Source organism: Mesotoga sp. UBA5557 (assembly GCF_002425715.1).
Classification (GTDB): Bacteria; Thermotogota; Thermotogae; order Petrotogales; family Kosmotogaceae; genus Mesotoga.
This window is the reverse complement of record NZ_DIMV01000067.1, coordinates 42311-67738: the sequence shown is the minus strand read 5'-3', so window position 1 is coordinate 67738 and position 25428 is coordinate 42311. Positions and strand designations below refer to the sequence as shown.

The following is a 25428-nucleotide window of genomic DNA, read 5'->3' as shown; positions in this document are numbered from 1 at the left end:
GGTGCTTTCGTGAATCTTTCGACAGAAGTGGCGGGTATTTCCCTTAAGAATCCATTGATGCCTGCCTCCGGTCCTCTTACAGGGGATCATAGGAAGATGCTCGCACTGGAAGCCATGGGAGTCGGAGCTATGGTTACGAAGACGATATCTACAGTAGCAGCTAAGGTCCCGAGACCTTGCATAGTAGCGGATAAGGACTTCGTAATCAATACTGAGCTTTGGAGCGAGTTCCCTCCTGACATGTGGTTTGAGGAGTTTCTACCGCAATACAAGAAATCATCAAGTCTTCCTCTGATAGTCAGTCTAGGTTACTCACCTGAAGATCTTCGAAAGCTGGTCCCGTTATTCTCAAGGTTTGCAGATGCTTTCGAGCTGTCTACTCATTACGTCGCCGATGACCCTTCGCTTATGAAGGAGTTGGTCTCTGCCGTTAAGGAAGGCACGGACAAGCCGGTCTTTCTGAAGTTCGACCCATCTGTGCCTGATCCGGCTGAAATGGCAAAGGCCGTCCAGGACTCCGGTGGCGACGGAATCGTTGCAATAAACTCGCTTGGACCGGTCTATCCGCTGGACAGGAGGGTGAATCGTTCGTTTTTGGGAAGCAGCGATGGGTTTGGCTGGATAAGCGGTCCCGTAATCAAGAAGCTTTCCCTCTCATCCGTAAGGAGAATACGCGAGGGCTGTTCTCTGCCGATTATAGGTGTCGGTGGCATTCAAAGCGCAGATGATGTAATTGACTTTCTCTCTTGCGGCGCATCCGCGGTGCAGATGCTTTCTGGAGCTCTGATAAAAGGCAAAGACCTCTTCAAAAGGATAGTAGACACTCTTCCGTCGGCTCTCGAGAAGAGAGGGTTCGATAGTGTAATAGATGCGATCGACTCTGCTGAAATACAGAAAGAGTCCTTTGAGGTGAGAAATCCGCTTATCGATCACGAGAAATGTACCAGATGCGGATTGTGTGTTGCGGTTTGCCCTTACTTTGCACTGAGGTTGGATGAGAAAGTGGAAGTGGATCCGTCTGAGTGTTTCGGTTGCGGGCTTTGCGAATCTCGCTGTCCCGTTAGCGCCATCGGGGGTGTACTGGTTTGAGCAAATATCTTCTGAAGTGCATCACTTGTGGTAAGGAATTCGCAAAAGACGAAGTAGACTACTACTGCCCCGATTGCGGTGATCGTAAGGGGACCCTCGAAGTCGTTTACGATTTTGCGCTTGTGAGGAAGGGATTTGAGTTCAGTTTGACTTCTCTTCAAAAGAGGGGAATCTGGGCCTTTGACTTCCTTCTGCCTTTTGAAGGGAAAATCGATTTCCCTGAGCTGCTTATTGGCAATACACCGCTCTACAAGAGTCGTTCTCTTTCGAGGAAATACGGAATTCGGGAAGTCTTGATAAAAGACGACGGAAGAAACCCGACAGCATCTTTCAAAGACAGGGCAAGCGCCATTGCTGTAGCAAAGGCAATGGAAAAGGGGTTCGACACCATCTTCTGTGCCTCGACGGGAAATGCAGCCAGTTCTCTATCGGGACTTTCGGCCGTATCCGGCTTGAAGAGCGTTATCTTCGTGCCTTCAACCGCCCCTGTGGCGAAAATCACACAACTGCAGGTGTATGGTTCAAAGATTCTTGCGATAGAAGCAAGTTATGACAGAGTATTCGATCTCTCTATGGAGATAGGGATGTCTATGGGTTGGTATTGCAGAAACAGCGCGATCAATCCCTATCTACTGGAAGGGAAGAAAACCTGCGCGTTGGAACTCGCTTTCGAGATGGAGGACGATCTCCCTGATTTCATATTCGTTTCGGCCGGCGACGGGACTGTCCTCTCAAGTTTCTACAAGGGCTTTGAGGATATGAAGGAGTTGGGTCTCATCGAGAAAGCTCCGAAGATAGCTGGAATCCAGGCCGAAGGCTCTGCTGCGATCAAGAAGACCTATGAAGCGGGCTTCCCTTTCGAACCGATCGATCTTGAAGCAACCACAGTAGCCGACAGCATATGTGTTGGAAAACCAAGAGACGTCATAAAGGCCTGTCACTACACAGAAGCGCATGACGGTCTCCTTCTCTCGGTTTCGGACAACGAAATCCTTGAGAGTATAATAGAACTTGCGAGGGAAACCGGAGTGTTCGCCGAACCGGCCGGCGCAACTGCATTTGCGGGCTTCAAGAAGGCTAGGAAGCTTGGACTCGTAGGTGAAAGGGACCGAGTAGTGATAGTTGTCACCGGCAACGGACTTAAGGACCTCAAGAACGTTTCTGCGGTTCTTCCCGAAGTACGGATTCTGCCGCCGGATAGAGATGCAATCGAGGAGGCACTGAAATGAAGATCAGCTTCATTCTAAACAATGAGAAGCATACACAGGAAGTAAGAGAAGATATGCGATTACTCGATTTTCTGCGTGATGAAATGGGGCTTACCGGAACAAAGGAAGGCTGTGGTGAGGGAGAGTGTGGAGCATGCACGGTTATTATTGATGGCAAAGCAGTCAACTCCTGCCTGGTTCTTGTTCCCGAAATCGACGGTTCAGAAGTGGTTACAATCGAAGGTCTTTCCAGGAGCGGCGAACTCGACCCGATTCAGCAGACTTTCATTGATGAGGGGGCGGTCCAATGTGGATTCTGTACGCCGGGGATGATAATGTCGGCGAAAGCCCTTCTGGACAGAAATTCAGCCCCAAGTGATGAAGAGATTATGGAAGCCATAGAGGGAAATCTCTGCAGATGCACAGGTTACTACAAAATTATCCAAGCAATCCGCAAAGCGACAGAGAGCCTCGCTAAGACAGATGAAAAGTGATTCCATAGTACTGCTACTTCTGGCTGCGGGAGAGTCGAGACGCTTTGGCAGTGAGAAGCTTCTTGCGGACTTCGCAGGCAAGCCGATTCTGCAGTGGTCGCTGGACAGTTTTGGAACCATCGACGCAATGGGCAAGATTCTTGTGGTCAATCCTGATTTTGAACCGGAGATGTTTGAGATCGGATCTTTCCAGACGGTGATAAACGAGAACTACAAAGATGGGATTTCAACCAGCATCGTCAGGGGACTCAAAGAGTGCCCCGACAGCTGCGAAGGAATCGTTCTGGCCCTTGCAGACATGCCATTGATTACCAAAGAGGATGTGGAACGCCTGGTAGGTTCGGTAACCACTGAAGACGAGATGGTCTCCTACGTCTTTGAGGGAAAGAAAGGCTTTCCGACATATATTTCTAGAAAGGTCTTTTCCCGACTATCCAGAATAACCGGCGATAGAGGTGCATATCAACTGGTGAAAAGCGGGCTTGCCAAGATGCGCGAGATCGAAGGCCGAAGTCACAATGTCTTCGATATTGATATTCCGGAGAGTATGAATTGTACAGACCATGGTTTAGGTATTACTGATAGCAATGGAGGATTCCGGAGGTGAAAGAGATGTCATTCAGTGTCCTTATGCCGACAAGTGAAGAGGAACTCATGTCGATTCTCTCCAGAAGCGACTGCAATATTCTCGCAGGCGGAACCGACCTACTTGTAAAAATCAGGTTGAAACGCATAGCGCCAAAGAATGTCGTGAGCCTGAGACATTTGAGGAGTTTCGGCAAGATAGAAGATCTCGGCGACTCAATAAGGGTCGGATGCAAAGTAACGATGTCCGAGCTTTTGAGCAACGAGACAATTGGAGAAGATAGCAAAATATTGAAGATGGCTTTGAGAGAAGTAGGCAGCCCACAGATCCGAAACAGAGCAACTCTCGTAGGGAACGTTGTCAATGCATCTCCTGCAGGCGATTCAATCGTTGCTCTCTTGCTCTCAAACGCGACTTTGCAGATTGTGGGCCAGTACGGGGAGAGAATTCAGAGTCTAGCCGACTTCATCAAAGGTCCGGGAGTGACATCTCTTTCAAAAGGCGAGTTTGTAAGATCCATAACTTTCGAGAAAACCGGGGGGTTCTTTCCTCAGTTTTACAAAGTTGGTCAGCGAAGTTCTATGGCAATAGCAATAGCTTCGATAGGCTCCTTGATATCTGAATCGGAAATCAGACTCGCATTCGGCTCGGTAGCTCCCGTTGTAGTTGTTCCGAAAGAGGCGTGCGAATATTATTCGAGTGAAAGGAGCTCGTTCGATGAATCGAAATTCGTCGAACTGGCCATGAAGCGCGTCTCTCCCATAGATGATGTTCGAGCAAGTCAGTGGTACAGAACTACCGTTATCAGAAATCTAGTTTTCAGAACCCTAAAAGTCTGGAGAAAGAGGGGATATAATGCTGTCTAACGTGAATGAGTACTTCAGACCGGAAACCGTCGAGGAGGCATTTGAACTCATGCAACGCGACAGAGATCATTCGATATTCCTTTCCGGAGGTACGATTGTAGCTCTTATGGAGTCTTCAAGAATCGAGAAGATAATCGATCTGAAATCTCTAAGGCTTGACACGGTATCGATCACCGAAGATGAAATAGTAGTCGGCGCCTCAACGACAGTCGAGTCTTTCAGAAAGGACCCACTGATAAGAAGGGAATTCGGAGATTTCTTTTACGACGCCTTCTCTTTAGTGGGCTCATGGCAGATTAGAAATATGGCGACTATCGGCGGCTCAATCGCCCCAAAACTTGGATGGTCGGACGTAAGCACCTGTCTTCTCGCTACCGGCTCAAGTCTCATGATCTACGGGGTCGATGGTTACCAGCGAATGCTGATCTCTGATTACTTCTCGCTACCGGCAGGTGAAAAACCTCTGATCACTCACGCGATTCTTAAGAAGGACGGCTGGTTCACGGCCTTCGAGAAGTTCTCGAAGACTACTTTCGATATTGCGACGGTCAATGTAGGCCTTTCGATCAGACCGGAGCACGGGAGAATAAGAGCGGCCAGAGTTGTTTGCGGATCTAGACCGCAGTATCCGGCAAGGTTTGAAAGTGTCGAAGCGGCAATGGTGGATCTAGAGATAAACGATGTGATGCCTTCAATAGTAAGAAGTCTCGTTTATGAGAGCTTTATTGGAGGCTCGAATATGACCGCCTCCTTCGAGTACAGAAAGCACCTTGCTTCAGTGCTGGCCCAGAGAGCTGCTGAAAAACTGAAGGGGATGATTTGATGAGAATTGCCTTTACTGTGAACGGAAGACTTCATGAACTCGATATTGACCCCGGTGAGTATCTGCTTGAAGTACTAAGGAGGATAGGCTATAAGAGCGTCAGAAGAAGCTGCAATTCTGCAAGTTGCGGAACTTGTACCGTTCTCCTGAATGGAAAGCCGATACTTTCATGTTCAACTTTTGCGGTTTCTATTGATGGTCAGAACATTGAGACCGTCGAAGGCATGGCCGATGGAGACAAGTTGCACCCAATCCAGGAGGCCATTCTCGAAGAGGGCGGAGCACAGTGCGGATACTGTATCCCCGGAGTAGTAATGACGGGAGAAGCTCTGCTAAGAGAAAACCCGGATCCTTCCGACGAAGAGATAAGGCTCGCGCTTAACGGGAACATCTGTAGATGCACGGGATATGAGCCTCAGAATCGAGCCATAAAAAAGGCGGCCCAAGTGATGCGAGGTGAAATCGATGAATGATTCCTTCGTGACGATCGGAAAATCAATGAAGAAAGTAGACGGTCTCGCAATAGTGAGGGGAAAGCCGGCATATACACCAGACTATGATATGCCGGATGCTCTAGTTGTCAAACTTCTCAGGTCTCCTCATGCCCACGCAATTATTAGGAGTATCGACAGCTCTCAGGCTTTGAGCATACCGGGTGTAGTCGGCATCTTCACCTACCAAGATGTGGAGAGAGTTCCTTATACCAGAGCAGGTCAGGGATACCCGGAACCCTCTCCTTACGATACTTATCTCTTGGACAGAAAGGTTAGGTACGTTGGCGACCCTGTGGCAGTCGTAGCAGCAACTACCGAAAAAGCGGCTCTCAAGGCACTAAGAAAGATCAAGGTCGAGTACGAGACCCTGGATGCGGTTTTTGATATGAAGGAAGCCTCAAAAGAGGGCTCTCCGATAATTCATGATGAAAGCGACTGCTCGGGTGTCTACGACAACTCCAGAAATATCGCCGCTCACTTCGTGATGGATATCGGAGACGTTGAGAAGACCCTCGAAGAATGCGAATTCGTTATCAGAAGAACATATCATGTGGACACTCAGCTCCATGCTGCACTGGAACCACACAACGCTCTCACTTATCTTGATCCTGTCGGAAGACTAGTAGTTATCTCGTCCACTCAAGTGCCTTTTCACTGCCGAAGAATTCTCTCTCGAATACTGAAGAAGCCAATTGCAGAAATCAGAGTCATAAAGCCGCGAATCGGCGGAGGATTTGGAGGTAAGCAATCGGTTATCGCAGAGCCTTACGCCGCTCTCGTTACTCTCAAGACCGGTAAACCCGCAAGAATTGCTTATACAAGAGAGGAAGTCTCGATGGCAACGAATATTCGCCACGAGATGAGCTACGATGTTATCGTCGGAGCAGCTGGAGATGGAAAGATCAAGGCCATTTCACTTCACGGAATCTCAAATACGGGGGCCTATGGAGAACACTGCCTTACAACTTTCATGGTCTCGGGATCAAAAACGTTGCCTCTGTACAACAAGGTCGACGCTGTACACTTCGGCGGAGACATAGTTTATACGAACCTCCCTCCTGCAGGAGCTTATAGAGGTTATGGAGCGCCTCAAGGGCTCTTTCCTCTCGACTGTGCTATCGATGAACTTGCCTATGAGATGAAGATGGATCCGCTGAAGCTCAAAGAGATGAACTCCATAAGAGAGGGCGAAACCTCTCCAATATTTGAAATCATGGGTGAGGGAAGGGAAGGCGTCCCTCAAATAATGAGGAGTTGCAAGCTTCAGGAGTGCATCGATCTTGGAAGAAAGGCAATTGGCTGGGACAGTAAGTGGGGAAAGAAGAAGAGAAATGGAAACAAGGTTCTCGGGGTTGGCTGTGCTCTTGCAATGCAGGGTTCGGGTATCCCGAAAATCGATATGGGCGCTGCCACAATCAAGATGAATGAAGACGGCTCATTCAATCTACTTGTGGGAGCTACGGACCTCGGCACTGGAAGCGACACAATCCTTGCTCAGATTGCCGCCGAGGTTCTAACGGTGCCTCTGGAGAAGATCATCGTCTATTCATCAGACACGGATCTGACTCCCTTTGACGTTGGCGCTTACGCGTCAAGTACAACTTATGTCTCCGGAAATGCCGTTAGGCTTGCTGCCGAGAAGGTAAAAGAAAAGGTCCTTGATCTTGCGGCCGTGTACTTCGAAAAAGACAGGTCTGAACTGACTTTAGAATCTGCCGAAGTCCGCTCAAGAGACGGCTCATCAGTCTCCCTGTCAGAACTCTGCACCATGCATATGTACACCTTCAATCAGCAGCAGATTTCCGAGTCGGCCTCCTATGTTGGTGAAGAGTCCCCGCCACCGTTCGCCGCAAGCTTCGCTGAAGTTGAGATTGACACAGATACCGGAAAAATCACACTGGTCAACTTCGTTTCATATGCCGACTGCGGTCTCGCACTGAATCCAGTACAGGCAATGGGTCAACTTGAAGGCGGTTCGATGCAAGGCATCGGCTGGGCGCTGTACGAAGACATCATCTACGGCAAGGACGGAAGAATGTTGACTAATGATTTCTTCACCTACAAGGTTCCCTCAAGAATGGACTACGGGAAGCTTACATGCGGTCTCGTCGATAGTTACGAGCCGACGGGTCCGTTTGGAGCAAAGAGCATAGGAGAAATAGGTATCGACACACCGATTCCAGCAATCTCCAATGCAATCTTTGATGCTGCGGGCATCCGACTGAGACACGCGCCATTCAAGAGCGAAAGAGTTCTTTTCGAGATACTGAATATGGAGGTGTGAAATGAAAAAAACGGCAACATTCTTATTTGTGATACTGCTCTGCTCGTTTACATTTGGAATCACCTTCTGGGTGAGCTGGGAAGGAGAGGATTTCTACAGGGCAGCGGCCAGTAGATTTTCAGAAAAGACGGGTATTCCGGTGGAGATTGTCTACTTCCCGAAGATCGAGGAGAAACTCAATGTGAGCTTGAAGACAGGCGACTTGCCTGATGCTGTGATGATAAAGGATACTTATGTCGGCGACGTGGCAGCCTCGAAAAGGAATCTGCCTATCCCGGAATCTGTGCTGAGAGACTACCCCGAGAGATATCTGAGTGCCTTCAGCTGGAACGGTGAAGTCAGCGCTGTTCCCTACTATGCAGACAGTCAAGTCGCCTTCATCAATCTGGATGCCTTTGAAGAAGCAGGCTTGAATCTCGAAGACGACTTCGACTTCGTACAGTTCGAGATAATAAAGGAGAAGCTCACAGGGATAGTCGACTATCCTATTGCATTCGATTTCACGTCACCCTACATAATGTTTCCCTATGTCTCGGCACTTCTGAGCGGAGAGGAGAGGGCTGCTCTGAAGATCGGAAGTCCCGAGAGCAAGGAGACTGTATCGATCGTGAAGAGCTATTTCGATTCAGGTGTGATCTCCAGACTTGAAAGGGCAGCCATGAATGGGCTTTTCAGACAGGGAAAGATTGGCGTGATGCTTCAAGGCAGCTATATGGCGGAGAAGTTCAGAGAGAAGGGCCCTAGATTCGCAATGCTTCCCTTTCCCAATCTACAGGGGATAGAGGTAAGAGGAGTTATCGATTCAAAAGGTTTTGCTCTCTTCAACAGCGATACTTATGAACAGTGCATGAGCTTCATAGCCTTCCTTGGGGAGCAGAGCGAAGAGTTCTTCATACAATGCGACAAGTACCCGCTTTTTGGGTCAGGCTGGCTTCCAGAGCTTGGAGAAATCGTCAATAAAGGAGAATTCATGCCAAATATTCCAGGATATCAGACACTGTTGTTTGAGGCTCTGGAACCCGCTTTACAGGCAATATTCAGTGGAGCTATGACCGTCGATCAGGCCTTAACGGGCGCACAATCCTACATTGACTCTGTCCGGTAGTTAGTATGTCGGTCGTGATACCGATCTTCTTTACCCTTGGACTGCTTCCTCTTATAGTGAGAAGGAAGTGGTCTATGGGTTTGTCTATTACCTTCATTCTAGCAATCGTGACTATCGCTCCTACGGTTTGGGCTCTGTATGTCTCATTGACTGAATTTGGCATCTTTCAGACGGAACCTGTCTTTTCCGGTCTGAAAAACTACGAGATTGTGCTAAGAGATTCCGGTTTCAAACTCTCGCTGAAACTGACGGCCCTCTGGTCGACACTGAAATCGGCAATTGAGGTCTCAATCTCCTTCTTAATCGCGCTCAGGTTGAGAAAAGCTACCAGGTACAGCAAGTCTGCTCTTCTGCTCTTGGGTATAGGCTGGTTTATACCATCATTCATAACGGTGTCCGGATGGAGGGTCTTTGTTCAGGGATACGGAGGGTACTCTTTGTTGAATACCCTTCTTGGCACAAGTATTGACGTGACTCTCAACCCCCTTCACGCATTTCTTTCTTCCCTACTTGTAAGCGTCTGGCTTTCGATACCTCTCTCGACCATGATAATTCTCGGGATGCTAGGGAGAGTTTCAAAGGAACTGGATGATGTAATGAAAATAGACGGTGCGGGAGATCTCACAACCGCCTCTATTCTGTTTGGAGAGATAAGATATCTATTGATTCCGTACTTCTTGTTTCAACTTGCCAGATCGATGAAGGAGTTCACATCTGTCTTTCTTATGACCGGAAACGGTCCGTTGCTGCCTGAGGGATTCACTCCGCGTACCTTGACCGGTTCAACTTCATTTCTCGGAATCGTTCTCTTCAGGAAATTCAATACGGCAAAGGATTACGGACTTCTCTCAGCTTACGCGGTATTCGTAGGAGTATTCGCACTCATATGGATCCTGGGCGCGCTCTTTTCTCGAGGAGAAGTGCCGAAGAGACACAGGCGGGTTCTCTATCTCAGCAGCGCGGCACACATTCTTCTGGGGCTTTTCGCAGGCTGGAACTGGCTCGTTTTTCCCGTTGTTGCCGGATATTCGATACTCCCGCTAATAATACCCCGCTTCAGGAAGCCGTTCAGACGGCTAGTGGGAGTTCTGTTGATATACGAAGTCGTCATATTCATTCTGAGCGTTGCTCAAAATGGTATCAGTGGCGTCATTCCGGCCACCCTTCTAAGCGTGCCTATGATCCTTCTGTCTATAAGATACAGATTTCCTCACTTCGATTTTTCCATTCCCGGATGGCTTAAGAGAGCGCTTCTTATTGTCTGTCTGGTTCCCACCGCAGTGATAGTGATCTACATACTCTTTCTCTCCTTCGCTTCCGATTCGGACATTGTGCCTTCAATCTCCGAACTGACACTGGCAAACTACGGCAAAGTGATCTCCGACGGACTCCCGGGCAACATATTCAATACTCTGAAGATCGCTTTTTGGGCCTTTGTGATCGTTCTTCTGGCTGGAGTTCCCTTTTCCTATCTCTTCTCTTTGAAGAGAAACATATTTGTGAGGATTGTAGCTTCAGTGATTCTCTTCGGAAGCCTCTACAACGGAATGCATACGTTACTCCCTATGTACTTTGTATTCGACAAGTTGGCCCTCGTGAACAGCTTGTTCGGAGTTGGGATGGTTGTATGTATTCAGGCAATGCCGCTAACTATTTTGCTGCTGGGCGGCTTTTTTTCTTCTGTCCCGAGAGAGCTCCGGGAAGTCTCTCTCCTCGAGGGATTATCGGAAACCGGCTACTTATTGAGAGTTCTTATTCCTCTTTCAATGCCCATAATCGGCGGACTACTCATGTACACTCTAGTCTCAGCATTCAATTCCTTCTCCATGCCGCTAATCCTTCTAAACAGTCAGGAACTCATGCCTTTCTCTCTCAAGATCTACAGTTACGTGGGTGAAGTAAGGAGCTTCTACACCTCCTGGAATTTATTCGGAGCGGCCTCGGTAATCGGGGTTATTCCTCTCCTTCTTTTCTTCAGAAGCTCACTGAAGCTCATTTACAGCTCGAATCTACGTGATCAGGGAATAGAATATGACTGAGCTTCACTCGCGGCTTTCAGGAAAGAATCCTTCATTTACGATACAATATAGATGGTGGTGAATTCTTTTGAAAATACTTTTGACTAACGATGATGGAATCCAGGCGACTGGAATAAGGTCACTCGCGAAGAGACTCTCAAGGTCTCACGAAGTGATAATAGTTGCCCCCGAAAGCAACCGGAGCGGCGTAAGTCACTCAATTACATGGTTGACGCCGGTACGGATAAGAGAGAGGGAAACAATAGAGAACGTCTCCTCCTTCTGCACGAGCGGAACTCCAGCAGACTGTGTGGTTGCTGCTGCAACGATCAGCGGCATTGACAGGTTTGATCTTGTGCTAAGCGGCATAAACCATGGCCAGAATCTTGGGGTTGACATCAGGTACTCGGGAACATTATCTGCAGCACTGGAAGCCAGGGTACATGGGATACCTGCCATGGCAATCTCCGTGGTTAGCGAGGAGAATCCAGATTTTCTGGCAGCTGTGGACTTCTCTGAAAGTTTCGTAAGAGAGTATGACTGGAAGAAGCTTCCGAAGCATACCGTTCTTAACGTTAACGTGCCTGCGATACCTAGAGACAAGATCCGGGGAATCAGTTGCACAAGACCTGGTGGTCTCATAAAGAGACGCTGGTTTGAGAAAAAAGTAAATGAATGGGGTGAGGAGGAGTTCTGGATGCGAAAGGAGATCCTCCACGATTCTCACGATGAAGACCTTGACTTTGTAAATGTCGACAAAGGGTTCATCTCGGTAAGCCCCATCGATTTCTTTGGCTCCTGTGACGAAGCCTTCAGATCTTCTCTATGTGACGACCTGAGGATCTTCGAAGAACACTGGTTTGCAAAAGACAACGAGAAGCTCTCAGTTGCTTCTTGCAGAGAATGAGCCTCTCCGAATTAACTAGAATCTAAGGAAGCGCAAAACTCTTCCGTAGCCGATCTTGAAGCAAAACTCATTCTTGTTACCTATTAGAGCCGACGCTGAGAGGAATATCTCCTGATTCTCATCCGGGCTGTAATGAAAGTCAAGACTTACTTTGGCACTTCTGGTAATCGGTTCGGCAAGTCTATACCAATCAAATTCAAATGGTTCGCCGTAATAATCGTCGATTCGGTAAGAACCTTGTCTTATGTACTCAAGACGAAGCTCTGAGAGCACTCTGCGAGTTTCGAAAGTCACAGCTATAAGGTCCAGAGATACGTCAGGTCCGTATGGGAAACCGAAGAACCCATTAATCACAAGATAACCCCCGCCCTCAATATCATCAGCGTTGAAACGGATTGGGTTGATGTGCTTTCCTTCCTCGAAGCTCCTATTGTACAAATAAGGCGTGCTATGGTAGTGCTCATACCTTATCTTCATACCCCCAGACTCTTCAAAGAGAGTCTGTTCTCTGAGAGCATACTGATTGTCCCATAGCATAGGTCCCTTATAGTTTTCTCCACCGGTTATGCCATACTCTCCACCAAGAAACCAGCCTAAAGAAGTCGGATTGCTGGTTCTATCTCCCGGAATAAGGATGTCGTCTGTGTAGAGCATTCCGTACAAGCCCAGATCTCCAATGCCCTTCTCGAAGAATAACCCTGCATTAACGTTTGAGTTCTTGGCATAGTTGTTGTGGAATATGACGAAAGGGCTCATGTCTTTAAGGTCTGGATAGGTGTTGCTGATGAGGTTCGTTTCGACAAAACCGACTCTTGTAGACTCACCATGATACCCTATGCTGTGGCCGATAAGAGTCCGGGGACTGTCGAATATCGAACGATCCGAAGAGATTACGAAGAAGCTGTAGAAGTATTTCCCTGACAGTACGTCCGATGAGAAGTCAATCCAAATGTGCTCGAAAAAGGGCACCGCATCGGAGAGTACGAAGTTGTACGCAGCGGGACCAATATGAAGGCTTCTCTTGCCGGCAGAAAACCTCAAGAGATCGTTTTGAAACTCGGCGAAACCAACTCTAGGCAGATCGGTATCTATATACAGGGTATTCGAATTGTATCTGATGGGGAAATTCGACCAACTCCTGCCGCGAAGAAACGACGTTATATCTTGCCTGAAATCAAGCCTGAATAGCGCGCGATATGAATCACCGGAAAACTCAATGCCCGCAAGGGCAAACGGAGGATAAGAAAAGTTGTTCCGCAGATCTTCAAAGGTAGGTTTGTAGTCCCTGTCGTGCACAGCAAAGTTGTTGAGAGAAAGGGAGGGAAAGAAACCAAGGAAAAGACCGCTATTCGCAGAAAGCAAAACCGAAACCACTATCATGAGGCAAAGCAGAAGTCGTTTCATCCAGACAAACCTCCTTTTGTTCATATATGAATTATGCCATGACTGAATAGGAATTCACTCTCCGAAAAGCAATTGAAACACAAAGCCTTTACGGCAGCCAAGCGAAGTACCCGCGGAGATCGTCCCGGCCAATACTGAATACCTCATTCGGTTTCAACGGAACCTCTGGTCTCAGAAGCAAGAAGTCTGAGCAACCCAACACCTACAAGAGGGGTCATGAACGCCAGTACTGGTGTGAATAGCCTAACTTCAGCGGTTCTTGCCACCACGAAATTCATAGCGACAAACGGGAGTACCCAGAACCACGTTCTCTTGAAGAAATCGATATCTCTTATCTCTCTCACGAATAGCAGTGGAATGAAGAGAAACACAAGAGGATAGATCCATGACCAGAAGTAACCAATGTTATAGCCAAGTTGTATCAGATCGACCGAGTATTTGGCATCAGGAAAGAGAACAGTGCTGAATATATACATAAGCAGTACAGGAATCGAGCCGGCAATGAAGCTTTTCAACATAAGCCTCAATTTAATCTTGCCTGAGATGTCGCCTCTGAAATTGTACAGAAGATATATCAAGGGGAGGAATACCATATGGTCAGCTCTGAAAAGAGAACCCAGCGTAATCAACAAACACAAATGAAAGAATCTGCCGTTTCTGGCAATTACGAGCAACCCGCCTACAAAAAGAGCAAGGCCGTGAAAAGTCTCCCATCCAAAGTACATCGTAGTGAGCGGCATTATGGCCTGAAATGATACCACAGACAGTAACGATGCTACAGGTGAAGAGAAGATTCGGCAGAACGCATAAAGAAGCAGCAACGTTAACAGGTTGAAAAAGAATCTCGCCGTGATGTGCCCATTAAGAATACGATTCGCTTCGCTAGACGGATCTAGTGCAGCTTTGACATCTTCGGGCAGTCTCTCTCCAATTAGAAGCGCCGCGGTTGCAGGATCGGTAATGTACTCCTGCCACTTCAGCCCGGCAACCATTGCTTTGAGTGCATTGCTCAGGAGAATGCTGTTCCCTGCAACGGAGTCAACGAACTCGGCAATAGCCTTTTCAGCGTCAGAGACAAGGCTCTCCCTTTCATCCAGTGGAAAATAGGCATCAACCATGCTCTTCTTTTCAGACGTCCAATAATCGGCCGACAACAACATACTCGAAAGCTCTTCGCTGTTTTCATCCAGCCACTTGATCGGAAAGTATTTGAAGAAATTCTCGACAAGGTAGTAGCTGCCAAATCTATACTGATCAGGCGCGAAATTCTCTCCGGAAACCACTCTGTCATGCTGGTTAATTCTTAAGTACCTGGATACGAGCAAATACTTCCCGTCGGTTGTCCAGACGGTCATTGATGTGAAAATGTAGGAGAGTAACGCGAAGATAATTAACAGAAAAATCCCTCGCTGTATGGTTCTCTTGTCTTTCACACTTAATCCCCCCGACGGCGTTTCCAAAAGGAGATCGCCAATGTCAAAATCATATCATCGATCGTAAGAAACATTGCTTGTCCTTCTCAGTTATCTGCTCAAACCTGTATCAAGAGTTCCATTAATCAAGCGCGTTGTTGTCCAGATCCCTAAGACTCTCTAGAATCCGAAGAGCCAACCGAATCAACGCCGATTGCCAGCATTGCACCCCTAACTATAAGAGGAATGGAGTAGATTATCACCGGAAGAAAAAGCCTCACTTCCGCAGTCTTTCCAACAACAAAGTTCATTCCGATAAACAGTGGCATCCAGAACCACGTTCTCCTGTAGAACGTCAACTCTTTGATCTGATAGATGAAAGCAAAAGGCAGCAAAAGAAAGACAAGAGGAAAAACCAGGTTCCAAACATGCGTCAAATTGAACTCAAGCTGAAAGACATCCACATAGTACTCTGCCTCGGGAAAGAGAAGCCCGCTAATCAGAATTGTCGCAACAAGCGGGATGAAGAGAAGCAGAGCGGCGTAGACAGCCTTCGACCACTCCCTCCTTCTTAACGAATCTATTCCTCTTAACGAAGCGTATATTAGAGCGCCAAACAGCGCATGATCCGTTCTTGCGGTACAGCACAATACTGTTATCAGAATTAGAATGAGCCTGCTGCCGTCTCTCTTTGTTATTAGAATCATCGCTGTAAACAGCAACAGTGAAAGCAGAGTCTCCGCCTGCAAAAAGTCCTGAAGAGCAAACGGCGTAAGAGCAGTGAAGAGAACAACCCCAAAGAGCGCTTGGCCGGGGTTCAGGAACTCTCTGCACAGGAAGTAGATGATCGTCAGAAGGATCATGAAGAGGAAGAATCTCGACGTGAAATATCCGTTCACGAGTCTTGTTTCTTCGCTGTCCTCAAGCAAATGATTCCTGATATTTTCCGGTATCATCTCTCCGAGAGTGAGCAGGGTCTCTTCGACATTCGTCAAATAGCTCTGCCATTGCAGACCGTCTATCATACCCCGCAGAAGATTTTGAACAAAAGCATTGCCCGGGAAGAAGGATTCTAGAGTCTCGTCAATCACCCTCTGAATCTCGCCAATCATCTCTTCCCTGTCATCCTGGGGGAAGAATTTGTCCACGGTTTTCTGCATCTCTTCTGTCCAGGTCTCTTCGCTCGTAAGCAAATCGGAGAGACTGCTGTTATATACGTCATACCATTTCAGAGGAATGTATTTGAAGAAGTATTCCACAAGATAAAATCCACCAAAGCGATATTGCTCCGGAGCGTAACCCGTTCCCCTGATTAGATTTTCGTGACCGTATACCCTGATGAATCTCGACACTGTTATGAATCTGCTGTCTGTCGTCCAGACACTGACAGAGGTGAAAACGTATGACAGAACAAAGACAAACAGAAAAACCACTGCGCCTCGTCTTGCTTTCGAACTCAGGGCGAATTTCAAGTGATAATCGGCCATGATTCCCCCACTCAAGCTTTCATTCCCATAGTGAATTCTCTATCAATAGCTCTCCCACAGACGGCCCCAGGGGCTCTCTTTCTTCCACTCCTCGAAAATCCGAACACCGTGCTTCTTCCACCAGTGCTTATCGTGATAGGTATCTGAAGCGGCCACAAAGACTTTTACAAGCGGCGTGTGGAAGAAGAGTTTCTGAAAGACCTTCAATGGGCTGAACCAGAGCAGATCACCGACTCTGCTGGCAAAATTGTCTCCCACATGGAATTGCAGGTTCACTCCAGACACATCGTCCCCGACCAACTCTATGTTCTCAGGCCTGCCGTTCCCAAGGCCCTCTTCATCGGCCAGCCTTATGTATTTCAAGTCCATCGGATTGAAGCCCATCATCTTCGCCGCAACCGCGTCAATAGCGACCTGGTCTTCACTGGCGAGTATGTAGTCTGCCTTCACCGGGATCAGTGTTCTGGGACCGGGTCCGTTTCCCGCAGTCGTTCCATCCATTAAGGCAAACAACCCTGTGTGAATCTCCTTCTGTATCTTCAGCAAGTCAACCAGAGTTTCATGTATCCATGAATGAGTGTAATGCCTCTTCACGTTCAAGAGACCGCCGAATGCGTTTTTCATCGCGCCTGTGGTCGTCGTATAGATGTGGCACTTCATCGTCGGAAGCTGAATTATGTTTTTGCCGAAGAAGTAGTCAGGAAGCTTCACTCCCTCGGGAAAGATCTTAGGCAGAACCGTCAGTTTGCTTTTTGGCGTATATTCAATCCATGACATGTCTTTCGGTTCGAAGTTATACAGGACGGGGATATTGTATTTTTCATAGACGATGTCATACTTGTTCTGTTTCTCTCCGTACTTCGGCCTCGTAACCACAGTCTTATTCTCTACCGAAACGATGTCGTTCATGCCTTCATCCTTCAGTGCGAGCACCACGCCTTCTAGCTGCCACGGCGTGCTATTGGCGCCTGGCATTGGAAGATGCCAGGAAATGTTGTCCTTCAAGATTGTCGTGGCACTTACGTCCAAAGCCTCTTTCATACCGGCAAGTTTTGCAAGCCTTCTATAGTCATCCAGGACAGTCTCCGGTCTAGTCTTTAAAATCGCAACTTTCGTCTTTTTCATCTTCTACCTCCGCTATTTCGCTATCGCAACCAACCAAATCCCTACCGCAATGACGGCTATTCCCATGAGCTTCATTGCGCTGAGTCTTTCGTCAAACAGGAAAACCGCCGCAACGGTAACGATCGCGAACCCGGCACTCGTCATTATCGGATAGGCAACTCCCAGTTTCATCTTCGTCAGAACTACGCTGTAGAAAATGAAGGCAACTCCGAATGAGAAAAGTCCCAGCCAGACGCTGATGTTTGTGATTGAATTTATAAGCATCCCCTTAAGTCCAACGGTGTTTATGTCAGGCGCATTTTGCATCCCGTATTTCAACAGGACATTTGCTCCGGCGTTGAAGACTATTGCAACGACAAGTATCATGGCCTCAGTAAAACTCATAATTCGTCCCTCTTTACAACCAGATTGGCAGATAGATTGCCAGCATAACAGATACTAACCACAAAACAACGGTAACCGCTATTCCTCTGTCTCTTGTTACGACTTCCGTCGGGTCGCCCTCTCCATTCTTGAAAAGGAGAAGGAGGTATCTAAACATCCCATAGGTTACGAAAGGCACAGTGTAGACAAGCTTATCAGTACTGAATTTCACAATCGTCGCCGGATCAAGACAGTAGAGAGTATAGGCGATGATAGTAACAGAGGCCGTAGCAACCATAAGGTAGTCTAGATATCTGTCGTCGTAAACGCTCAAAACCTTTCGGTGATTGTTGCTTTCTTCTTTAAGTGAAAGCAGCTCGTTTCTCCTCTTTCCAAAACCCAAAAAGAGCGAGAGAAAGAAGGTTGTAACCACTATCCATCCTGTAGGAGTTGCATCGATAGCGTAAGCCCCTGCCATTACTCTTATCACGAATCCCGCAGATATGCAGAAGGCGTCAATCAATACGATCTCCTTGCCCTTCAGAGTATAAAAGATATTCTCAACAACATAGAGAAGTAGGAAAACAAGAGCAAGGTATGGAAGAAAGAGAGCAATCAGGACCGCAACAACACTCATCACTGCTGCGACTGTTGCTGCATCTCTCACACTGATCTCACCGGAAGCAATCGGCCTATTCTTCTTTCTGGCATGATGCATGTCGCTTTCACGGTCTTTGATGTCGTTGAAAATATAGACGCTGCTTGAAACGAGGCAAAATGCAACGAAGATCAGCGTAGCTCTCAGAAGAGAGTTTGGGTCGACAAGACTCGAAGAGAATATCAGCGGAGCAAAAACGAACAGGTTCTTTATCCAGTGTCTTATTCTTATCACTCTGAGCGCGATAGCTAGATCTACCATCTTTTTCTCCTGAAGAAGCTTGTGATTATTTAAGAGTCGAGTATCTCATAAGTGCCAAGCTCTCATATATTAACATACAGGCTTGAAAAGTCGATACCACTCTCTCTTGAGTAGATTTAATTATGATGCATTACACCAATGCGGAGTTGAAATCATTCAGTGAAGTTAAACCCTTCATCGAACAGCTCGAGACAGGCATCTACGACTCTTGCATCATAGAGCTTTCCCTTACCGCTTCTGATCTCATCAAGCGCCGCCTGAAGACCGAGTGAAGACCTATACGGTCTGTGAGACGCCATCGCTTCCACAACATCGGCAACGGCTATTATTCTAGCCTCGAGAATAATCTGATCCCCCGAGATTCCTTCGGGATAACCGCTTCCGTCAAGTCTCTCGTGATGCTGCAAGATTGCGTCTGCCACCGGCCAGGGGAATTCGATATCTTTGAAAAGCTCACATCCCGCCGTCGGGTGAAGTTTGATCAAATCGAACTCGAGATTGGTCAGCTTTCTTGGTGTGTTGAGTATCTCCGCGGGAACCTGTATCTTTCCCACATCATGAATCATCGCCGAAAGCCTCAGTCCCGTAAGCCTGTTCTCTTCGAATCCCAGCTTTTTGCCGATTGCAACAGAAAGCTCTGCGACTCTCCTTTGATGACCTGAGGTATAAGGGTCCCTGAGATCTACGACCGAAGCGAGAACGTTCACCGATGCCTCCATCGTTTTTGAAACAGTCTCCAGACTCTCTCTTAGCTCTTCGGTACGTTTTCCGACTTCTCTTTCAAGATGGAAGCTTCTATTACCCAGTGACCCGATCAGAACCGCAAGCGACAGAGTTACAGTCAGTCCGATCGCGAGGATGAAGATCCAGTAGTTCATGGGGTACACGACGCTGAAATCCGGCCCTGGATGGGCAACAATAACGAAAAGCCGCCCGAACAGCATTACCGGAAGGGCGATGTTTTGTTCATTTTCCGGATAGTGCCATATGGAAGCCTCCGCAGACTCATGTACATGTAAACCAGATTCCTGCGCCGAGGAAAACAGCAGTACTGGATTTCCGTCCGAGTCGATCTGATAAAGCCCCAAAATAACTGTTGGATCTCCATTACTGGGGAGAATCGGAACGGCACTGTGAAACGCTTGTGAATGAAAGATAGCCCCTACGAATCCAGTTTGACCCTGCGGTCTCTCCTCGACAATCGGTCTGAAGACAAAGAAGTGGAGACCTTTCTCTTCGTCCGTCGGAACGACGACAGGATCGCTTGCCCACATCAGTTTTGAAGCAGCTGCCTTTTCAATTGCTTCCCCGACCAACTCGAGAGATCCCAGGTCTAACCCCAGCAGATTTCTGTTGCTCTCTAGAGGCTCAATGTACTGTATCGGGTAATATGACTCGCGATCCAGAACTCTTTCCTTTGCGCCAGATTCACCGGGTTCCCAGACGAAGAAGTCCGGAAAGCCTTCACTTCTGATACTTTCTTCGAACGACTCTATCTCGCCCGGCGAAACCCTCTCAATCCAGAACCATGAAATCAGTTCGTTGTTTTTCGAGAGTGAACCTACGTAGTTCAAGAACTCCTGCCTGTAAACAAAGCTGCTTGACTCAAAGAACCTGGCAAGAGCCTCGACCTGAAAGTCTTCAATATTCTTCATCGCCCTGGAAAGCGAAGTTACATGAGTCGCGGCCAGATCTGCAAAGGCGTCATTTCGCGCTGCCTCCTGTCTGTCATGAACTAGAGATGAGACCATGATGGTGACAGCGACTCCAAATGCGGCAAAGGCGATAGCCTCAAGGTACCTCTGAACTCTCTTTTCCTTCTTCTCTTGTGGCAGCTTGTCCTTGCGGATGATGAAGAATCCCGAAAGTATCGCCATCAATATCAGAACCAGAGAGAAAACTACGGGCTTAATCGCATATGATAAAATCCCTTTCCGGAAGTCGTTGGCTTCAACGTCTATCCCGAGTACGGCAAGGAGTCTGCCTGAATTTTCATCAATTACGGGAACCATTACCGATACCCATGTTCCCCAGCTGTCAGTAATTACTGGCAGCACTCTGGCCTTCTTCTCCCTGAAGACTTCAAAATCGTACTCAGTAGCATCGGCGTATATATCTCCCGGAAGAGATTCGTCACCTAAACCGGGAGGCTCGGAATCAATGAAAAAGAACAATTCTCCAGATTCCTTCTGTCCCATTAGGTAGATGAAGCGGTATTGAGGAAATAGCGCACTTACTTGCTCCAGCTGGCTCTTGAGTCTCCAGTATTCAGGCCTGTCCAGATCATCTATGCTCCCTGAAAGCCTCGAAAGCTCGTCCAAATTGAGACCGCTGTGGACAAATCTTGCCTGTCTCAAAAGCATGTCCGAAAACTCCCTTCTTCCCCTGGCTATCTCGGCAAATGAAAGCAGAACACCCATAAGAAGAATCAGAACGACAGAAATAACAACGACGGCAAGACCGGATAGTTTAGCAGCAAAGCCAACCAATCTTTTGGAAAGACCAAAGCTGGGACCTCTCATCAAAGGCACTTATGGACACCCCTCTTCGAAAAACTTTCTCAACCAGATTTTAACACAGGATTTCTCTTCAGCCACAACGTGCTCTTTGAAGAGACCGCGACTTCACTTCTTCAAGCGGCTAATACAATTCGTCAAGATCGATCTCTTCCTCCGGCTTTCCTTTAAGAAGAAAACTCTCGATGTTCTTTAACGCGCCATTCACCATTGACTGCATACTCTCCACCGACCAGCTTCCGACGTGCGGTGACATGACGACATTGGAAAATCTATGAATTGGATATCTCGATGGAAGTGTTGCGGGCCGATCACTTGAGGGATACTCGTACCAGGCATCTATTGCCGCGCCGGCGAGAGTTCCGCTTTTCAGAGCATCATACAGAGCCTGCTCCTCAATTACTCTTCCCCTGCTCACATTGACCAGGTACTTGTCCTTCATCTGACTTAGCAGATCGGAACCGATGATCCCTGCCGTCTTTTTCGTCAGCGGAAGAGCAACGAATACAAGATCTCCGGCTCGAACGGCATCGTAAATATCGTCTGTTATTCTCTTCACGTAAGGGAACCCGCTGCCAGGCGTTCTCTTGAATCCCGTTATTTCGCATTCAAAGCCGCTGATCAGTTTTGCTATCGCCTGCCCAATTCTGCCTAGGCCGAGAATAGAGCACCGCTTCCCGATGATGGAGTACCAGGTCGCCTCCTTATTGGATGGCCGACCCAACCACACTCCCTGAGCAAGATCGTTATGAAGTTCGACCACTCTTCCCGTAACAGCTAAGGCCAGAGCTACGGCTCTTTCAGCAACGACCTCGGCATTCTCATGGGTGTTTGAAACAATGACACCACGTTCTCTTAACCGCTCGAGAGGCAGACCATCAACGCCTGTCCAAGGGACCACAACCATTCTGAGATTTCTAGCCTTATCAAGGTCGGCTTGCGAAAGATTCCCTTTTACTATTACCTCGGCATCGGAAATATGGGATTTCGGATCACTGTTGCTGGAGTACGAGATGAAAGAATGTTCGGGAAATGCTCTCGCAAGCTCATCTACTTTTCCTTCCCAGTATCTGTCAAGTCTATTTAGGAATAGGATCTTCACGTTTCTTGCCTCCCACGGGATTTAGCGCGAGAAAATCGGAGTTTGTAGCGAACCAGTCCATTCAGAGTCTGGATTTCATTCACAATATTGAATCCTATCTTCTCATAAAAACCGACGGCATCCTCGTCTGTCCACACTGCAAGAGTATCTATGATAAAGGCATCTATCATTGTCTTTCTGAGAGTGCGGCCGAAGCCTCTCCTTCGCTTGTCTTTCCTGACAGCAAGATGTAGAAGCTCGGGCTCTTCAAGCTCATGGAGCTTCAAACCGGCTACAGCAACTATGCTTTCTCCCTGCCTCATAGCAAAGAGTCTTCTCTCTGGAGCCCGATACATCTTCAATACTTCTTCGGACTGCTCCGGTCTTCCCAGACATTCGGAGAAGATCTCCGCAAATCTTGAAGGCAGGTTCTTGATTTCTACTTCCCTAATCATCTTTCCAACTCCTCACCAGCCATAATCGTTGCTTGAGAATCATGCGCGTTTTCCTTCAACCACTCGTAATGAGTTGCAGCTTTATCGTTCATGCCATTGCGCATATAAAGCTGAACAAGCTTAAGCCTCGCGTTCAGCTGTATCTCTATACTCAAGCCTTCCTCAGCTAAAACCTGAACTATGATCTCAAAATCAGAAATGGCTACATCTAGCTTTCCGAAAAAAGCCGGTATATTCGCGTAAGCGTTAGCCCTTATGACTCTTATTAAGATATCGTCAGGATTCCCTTCCACTGCCCTATCCAGGTGATCGATCCCCTGGTTCAGATTCAACAGCTTTCCAAAGGGGTTCCAGTCATCTCTCGCTCTGAGGAGGAATGAGGACCCAAGATAAGCTCTGGCCAGTCCCAGGTCTCTTCTTTTGAGAACATCTTCGAGGATTCTGATAGCCTTCGTGACGGAATCTTTGTCACCTTCCAGACCGGCATCGTGGTAAGCAATTCCCAGCTCGATGGCAAGATCGATGTTTTGTGGGTCTTCTTTGTGAAATCTCTCCAATTCGGAAATCGAATAACTTGCACATACAAACACTCCGGCAAGCAAGACAATCAAAATTAAGGTCCTTCTCATTTTCTCCCTCCTCTGTAAATATTAGCATATGAAAAGACCTCCGAATCGAGTCACTGTCACAAAGCACCGCTTCCATTGACTTCGATCGGAGTAATTCCGCCGGCATGAACCAATAGTCTGAGCTCAGAACCTTCCTCGAAAACAGTAAGCTGCCTTTGGCGTGTTCATTTGCTCAGACGAACACTAGGACTGCCAAGAAACTTTAAGGACCTCGATATAAGCCTGTTTTCGAAAGCTCCACATAACGCGGGCCTCCATCGAATCGATGCGAACCTCTCCACGGCACTTTGGAGGAAACAAAAAAAAGCAAAGCGAGAGGCCACATAACTTCAGTTGTTCACTTGCCTCGTCTGGAAGCGGATTGAGACGATCTGAAATTTAGCCAGGAGAGTTTGTTGCCAAAAGGGGGAATTCCAGGATAGGCGTTTATAGAAATCAGAGAAGAGATCTACTACAACTTAGCCGACTAGATATTTGTTTTGAGGATGAGACAGTGAAAGAGAATATGAGTTTGTACAAACTGCTTCTGGAAGTCTGCAGAGCGAGCTTCATCAAGAAGCGCGAAATCTTCTCCAGGTTCGGTCTTCACAGAGGCAAACCTCCGCTGCTTTTCATTCTCTTCGAAAGAGATGGAAGAACTGTGGGAGAGATCTCAAAGGAGATGGGGCTCTCTCCTGCCACAGTCAGCAAGATGATTCAGAGAATGGAGCTGTCCGGGTTTATCCACAAGAGGCAGGATAAATCGGATATGAGAGTCTTCAGGATCTACTTGACGGCAAAGAGCAGAGAGATCCGGGTCGAACTTGAGCGAACAATGCTTGACGTAGAAAGACAAACCTTTTCTACCTTTTCTGTCGAGAAGCGCGACCTGCTCGAGCGGTTATTGATGAAACTGAAGGAAAGACTCTCGAAGTGATAATCAAGACCTGACCTACCTAAACGATGGGATGCGGGGTGGAAGACTGGATGAAAAGACTCTTCAAATTCCTCGAACCATACTGGATCTTCGTCGTTCTGGCTCCTTTAGCAATGTTCCTAGAAGTTGCCATCGATCTCTTCCAGCCGAAGTTGCTTGAAGAAATCATAGACGTCGGAATCATGAATCAGAACCTTGACGTAATCGTGAGCGCGGGAAGCAAAATGCTAATGATAACTTTTGTCGGTGTTCTACGAGGAATCGGCTGCGTAATATTTTCGTGGATAGCGGCTCGAAACGCAGGCGCAGATATCCACAGGAGCATTTTTACGAAGGTACAATATCTGTCACGCGCAAAGCTAGACAAATACGGAACCGGATCGCTTATCACAAGAATAACAGATGATATTGTTCAATTTCAGCAGTTCGTGATGATTCTTCTAAGGATGTTCGTTAGGGCTCCAATGCTGCTCATTGGAAGTCTCATAATGTCATTCTGATAAGCTGGAGACTCTCGCTTATCTTCCTTGTGATAATCCCTCTTGTCACATATCTTACTTTCGCCATTATGAAGAGAGTAATGCCTCTTCTCTCGAGTGCAGCAGGAAATGGACAACGTGAACACTCGTATAAGAGACAACTCGTCTGGAATAAGGGTCGTGAAGTCTTTCGCCTCTGCCGAGTTCGAGTCAAGCAAGTTCAACGGCGCAAATGAAAGCTACACCGCGACTGCAATGAAGGCGGCGAGAACCATGGTGATTATCATGCCGCTTCTCTCACTCATACTGAATCTCGGCATAGTTGCCGTGATATGGTTCGACGGAATTCAGGTGGAAGCCGGAGGAATGCAGACTGGTCAGATAATGGCTTTTGTAAACTACCTGGGCAGAATGCTTATGTCGATGATGATAGGCATGATGTTGATCTTTGTTTCGAGAGCTCAGGCCTCCGCCAAACGAGTTACCGAAGTCCTTGAAGAGAGCGAAGAAGAAGATGTGAAGGGGCATATCCCATGGCCTTAGGGGTCCGATTGTCTTTGAGAATGTTGATTTCAACTACGATGGGGGAGGCAACAAGATTCTCCACAATCTGAACTTCAAAATAGACCAGGGTGAGACAGTCGCGTTCCTTGGAGACACCGGTTCGGGAAAATCATCTCTTGTCAGTCTTCCCCCAATTCTACTTGAAGCTGGGCTTTGTCGATACGGGCGAGTGGGAGGATGAGGAAAAGATATTGATGAAAGACC

General features: G+C 47.6%; 23 protein-coding genes and 1 pseudogene. 14 read left to right on the top strand and 10 right to left on the bottom strand.

Annotated features, from left to right (window positions below; translation table 11 throughout):
• The first annotated feature begins 9 nt into the window (after positions 1-9).
• From B3157_RS09230 to surE, 11 genes are all read left to right on the top strand, one after another.
• Positions 10-1089 carry a 4Fe-4S binding protein gene (locus B3157_RS09230; protein ID WP_099829371.1) on the top strand — a complete coding sequence of 360 codons (1080 nt, stop codon included), beginning with the start codon at positions 10-12 and terminating at the stop codon, positions 1087-1089.
• The gene (thrC, locus tag B3157_RS09225) at positions 1086-2318 is read left to right on the top strand and encodes a threonine synthase (protein WP_292590211.1); all 1233 of its coding nucleotides are present in this window, start codon (positions 1086-1088) and stop codon (positions 2316-2318) included. The genes B3157_RS09230 and thrC overlap by 4 nt, the downstream gene beginning before the upstream one ends.
• Positions 2315-2791, top strand: a complete 477-nt coding sequence (locus B3157_RS09220; RefSeq protein WP_214078237.1) for a (2Fe-2S)-binding protein — start codon at positions 2315-2317, stop codon at positions 2789-2791. The genes thrC and B3157_RS09220 overlap by 4 nt, the downstream gene beginning before the upstream one ends.
• Complete coding sequence (locus B3157_RS09215; protein ID WP_292590210.1) at positions 2781-3398, top strand: nucleotidyltransferase family protein; 618 nt, start codon at positions 2781-2783, stop codon at positions 3396-3398. Before B3157_RS09220 ends, B3157_RS09215 begins: the two co-directional genes overlap by 11 nt.
• A 5-nt stretch (positions 3399-3403) precedes the next feature.
• Entirely contained in the window at positions 3404-4243 is an 840-nt protein-coding gene (locus B3157_RS09210) for an FAD binding domain-containing protein (RefSeq protein ID WP_292590209.1), read from the top strand.
• A complete protein-coding gene (locus tag B3157_RS09205) occupies positions 4233-5066 on the top strand; it encodes an FAD binding domain-containing protein (RefSeq protein WP_292590207.1) in 834 nt (277 codons plus the stop codon). Before B3157_RS09210 ends, B3157_RS09205 begins: the two co-directional genes overlap by 11 nt.
• Positions 5066-5539: a (2Fe-2S)-binding protein gene (locus B3157_RS09200; RefSeq protein ID WP_102819332.1), complete on the top strand. Its 474-nt coding sequence runs from the start codon at positions 5066-5068 to the stop codon at positions 5537-5539. The genes B3157_RS09205 and B3157_RS09200 overlap by 1 nt, the downstream gene beginning before the upstream one ends.
• Complete coding sequence (locus B3157_RS09195; RefSeq protein WP_292590204.1) at positions 5532-7844, top strand: xanthine dehydrogenase family protein molybdopterin-binding subunit; 2313 nt, start codon at positions 5532-5534, stop codon at positions 7842-7844. The genes B3157_RS09200 and B3157_RS09195 overlap by 8 nt, the downstream gene beginning before the upstream one ends.
• A 1-nt stretch (position 7845) precedes the next feature.
• Positions 7846-8949, top strand: coding sequence for a sugar ABC transporter substrate-binding protein (locus B3157_RS09190; protein ID WP_292590202.1), 1104 nt, complete (start codon positions 7846-7848; stop codon positions 8947-8949).
• Between the two features lie 5 nt (positions 8950-8954).
• On the top strand, positions 8955-10988 hold the full coding sequence (locus B3157_RS09185) for an ABC transporter permease subunit (RefSeq protein WP_292590200.1): 2034 nt from the start codon (positions 8955-8957) through the stop codon (positions 10986-10988).
• Between the two features lie 67 nt (positions 10989-11055).
• Positions 11056-11874, top strand: coding sequence for a 5'/3'-nucleotidase SurE (surE, locus tag B3157_RS09180; RefSeq protein ID WP_214060104.1), 819 nt, complete (start codon positions 11056-11058; stop codon positions 11872-11874).
• A 15-nt stretch (positions 11875-11889) separates the two neighbouring features.
• Here surE and B3157_RS09175 read toward each other — a convergent pair whose 3' ends face one another.
• The 10 genes from B3157_RS09175 to B3157_RS09130 form a co-directional block, all read right to left on the bottom strand.
• Positions 11890-13278 carry a hypothetical protein gene (locus B3157_RS09175; RefSeq protein WP_214060103.1) on the bottom strand — a complete coding sequence of 463 codons (1389 nt, stop codon included), beginning with the start codon at positions 13276-13278 and terminating at the stop codon, positions 11890-11892.
• Between the two features lie 143 nt (positions 13279-13421).
• A complete protein-coding gene (locus B3157_RS09170; protein ID WP_214060102.1) occupies positions 13422-14711 on the bottom strand; it encodes a hypothetical protein in 1290 nt (429 codons plus the stop codon).
• 149 nt (positions 14712-14860) lie between these two features.
• A complete protein-coding gene (locus B3157_RS09165; RefSeq protein ID WP_099829358.1) occupies positions 14861-16177 on the bottom strand; it encodes a hypothetical protein in 1317 nt (438 codons plus the stop codon).
• Between the two features lie 42 nt (positions 16178-16219).
• Positions 16220-17302, bottom strand: coding sequence for a DUF362 domain-containing protein (locus B3157_RS09160; protein ID WP_292590197.1), 1083 nt, complete (start codon positions 17300-17302; stop codon positions 16220-16222).
• 12 nt (positions 17303-17314) lie between these two features.
• Positions 17315-17686: a DMT family transporter gene (locus tag B3157_RS09155; protein ID WP_099829356.1), complete on the bottom strand. Its 372-nt coding sequence runs from the start codon at positions 17684-17686 to the stop codon at positions 17315-17317.
• 13 nt (positions 17687-17699) lie between these two features.
• Positions 17700-18584, bottom strand: a complete 885-nt coding sequence (locus tag B3157_RS09150; RefSeq protein ID WP_214060649.1) for a decaprenyl-phosphate phosphoribosyltransferase — start codon at positions 18582-18584, stop codon at positions 17700-17702.
• Positions 18585-18736: 152 nt separating this feature from the next.
• On the bottom strand, positions 18737-21106 hold the full coding sequence (locus B3157_RS09145) for an HD domain-containing phosphohydrolase (protein WP_292590226.1): 2370 nt from the start codon (positions 21104-21106) through the stop codon (positions 18737-18739).
• A gap of 118 nt (positions 21107-21224) precedes the next feature.
• Positions 21225-22202: a 2-hydroxyacid dehydrogenase gene (locus B3157_RS09140; RefSeq protein WP_292590196.1), complete on the bottom strand. Its 978-nt coding sequence runs from the start codon at positions 22200-22202 to the stop codon at positions 21225-21227.
• Positions 22199-22636 carry a GNAT family N-acetyltransferase gene (locus B3157_RS09135; RefSeq protein WP_292590194.1) on the bottom strand — a complete coding sequence of 146 codons (438 nt, stop codon included), beginning with the start codon at positions 22634-22636 and terminating at the stop codon, positions 22199-22201. Before B3157_RS09135 ends, B3157_RS09140 begins: the two co-directional genes overlap by 4 nt.
• Positions 22633-23265, bottom strand: coding sequence for a tetratricopeptide repeat protein (locus B3157_RS09130; protein ID WP_292590193.1), 633 nt, complete (start codon positions 23263-23265; stop codon positions 22633-22635). The genes B3157_RS09135 and B3157_RS09130 overlap by 4 nt, the downstream gene beginning before the upstream one ends.
• A 493-nt stretch (positions 23266-23758) precedes the next feature.
• On the opposite strand from B3157_RS09130, the gene B3157_RS09125 reads away from it, so the two are divergent.
• The 3 genes and pseudogenes from B3157_RS09125 (at position 23759) to B3157_RS12900 (ending at position 25405) form a co-directional block, all read left to right on the top strand.
• Positions 23759-24181, top strand: a complete 423-nt coding sequence (locus tag B3157_RS09125; RefSeq protein ID WP_292590191.1) for a MarR family winged helix-turn-helix transcriptional regulator — start codon at positions 23759-23761, stop codon at positions 24179-24181.
• A 26-nt stretch (positions 24182-24207) separates the two neighbouring features.
• Positions 24208-25203: pseudogene (locus tag B3157_RS09120) on the top strand (ABC transporter permease).
• Positions 25187-25405: an ATP-binding cassette domain-containing protein gene (locus B3157_RS12900; protein WP_414674291.1), complete on the top strand. Its 219-nt coding sequence runs from the start codon at positions 25187-25189 to the stop codon at positions 25403-25405. Before B3157_RS09120 ends, B3157_RS12900 begins: the two are co-directional and overlap by 17 nt.
• The last annotated feature ends 23 nt before the right edge of the window (positions 25406-25428 follow it).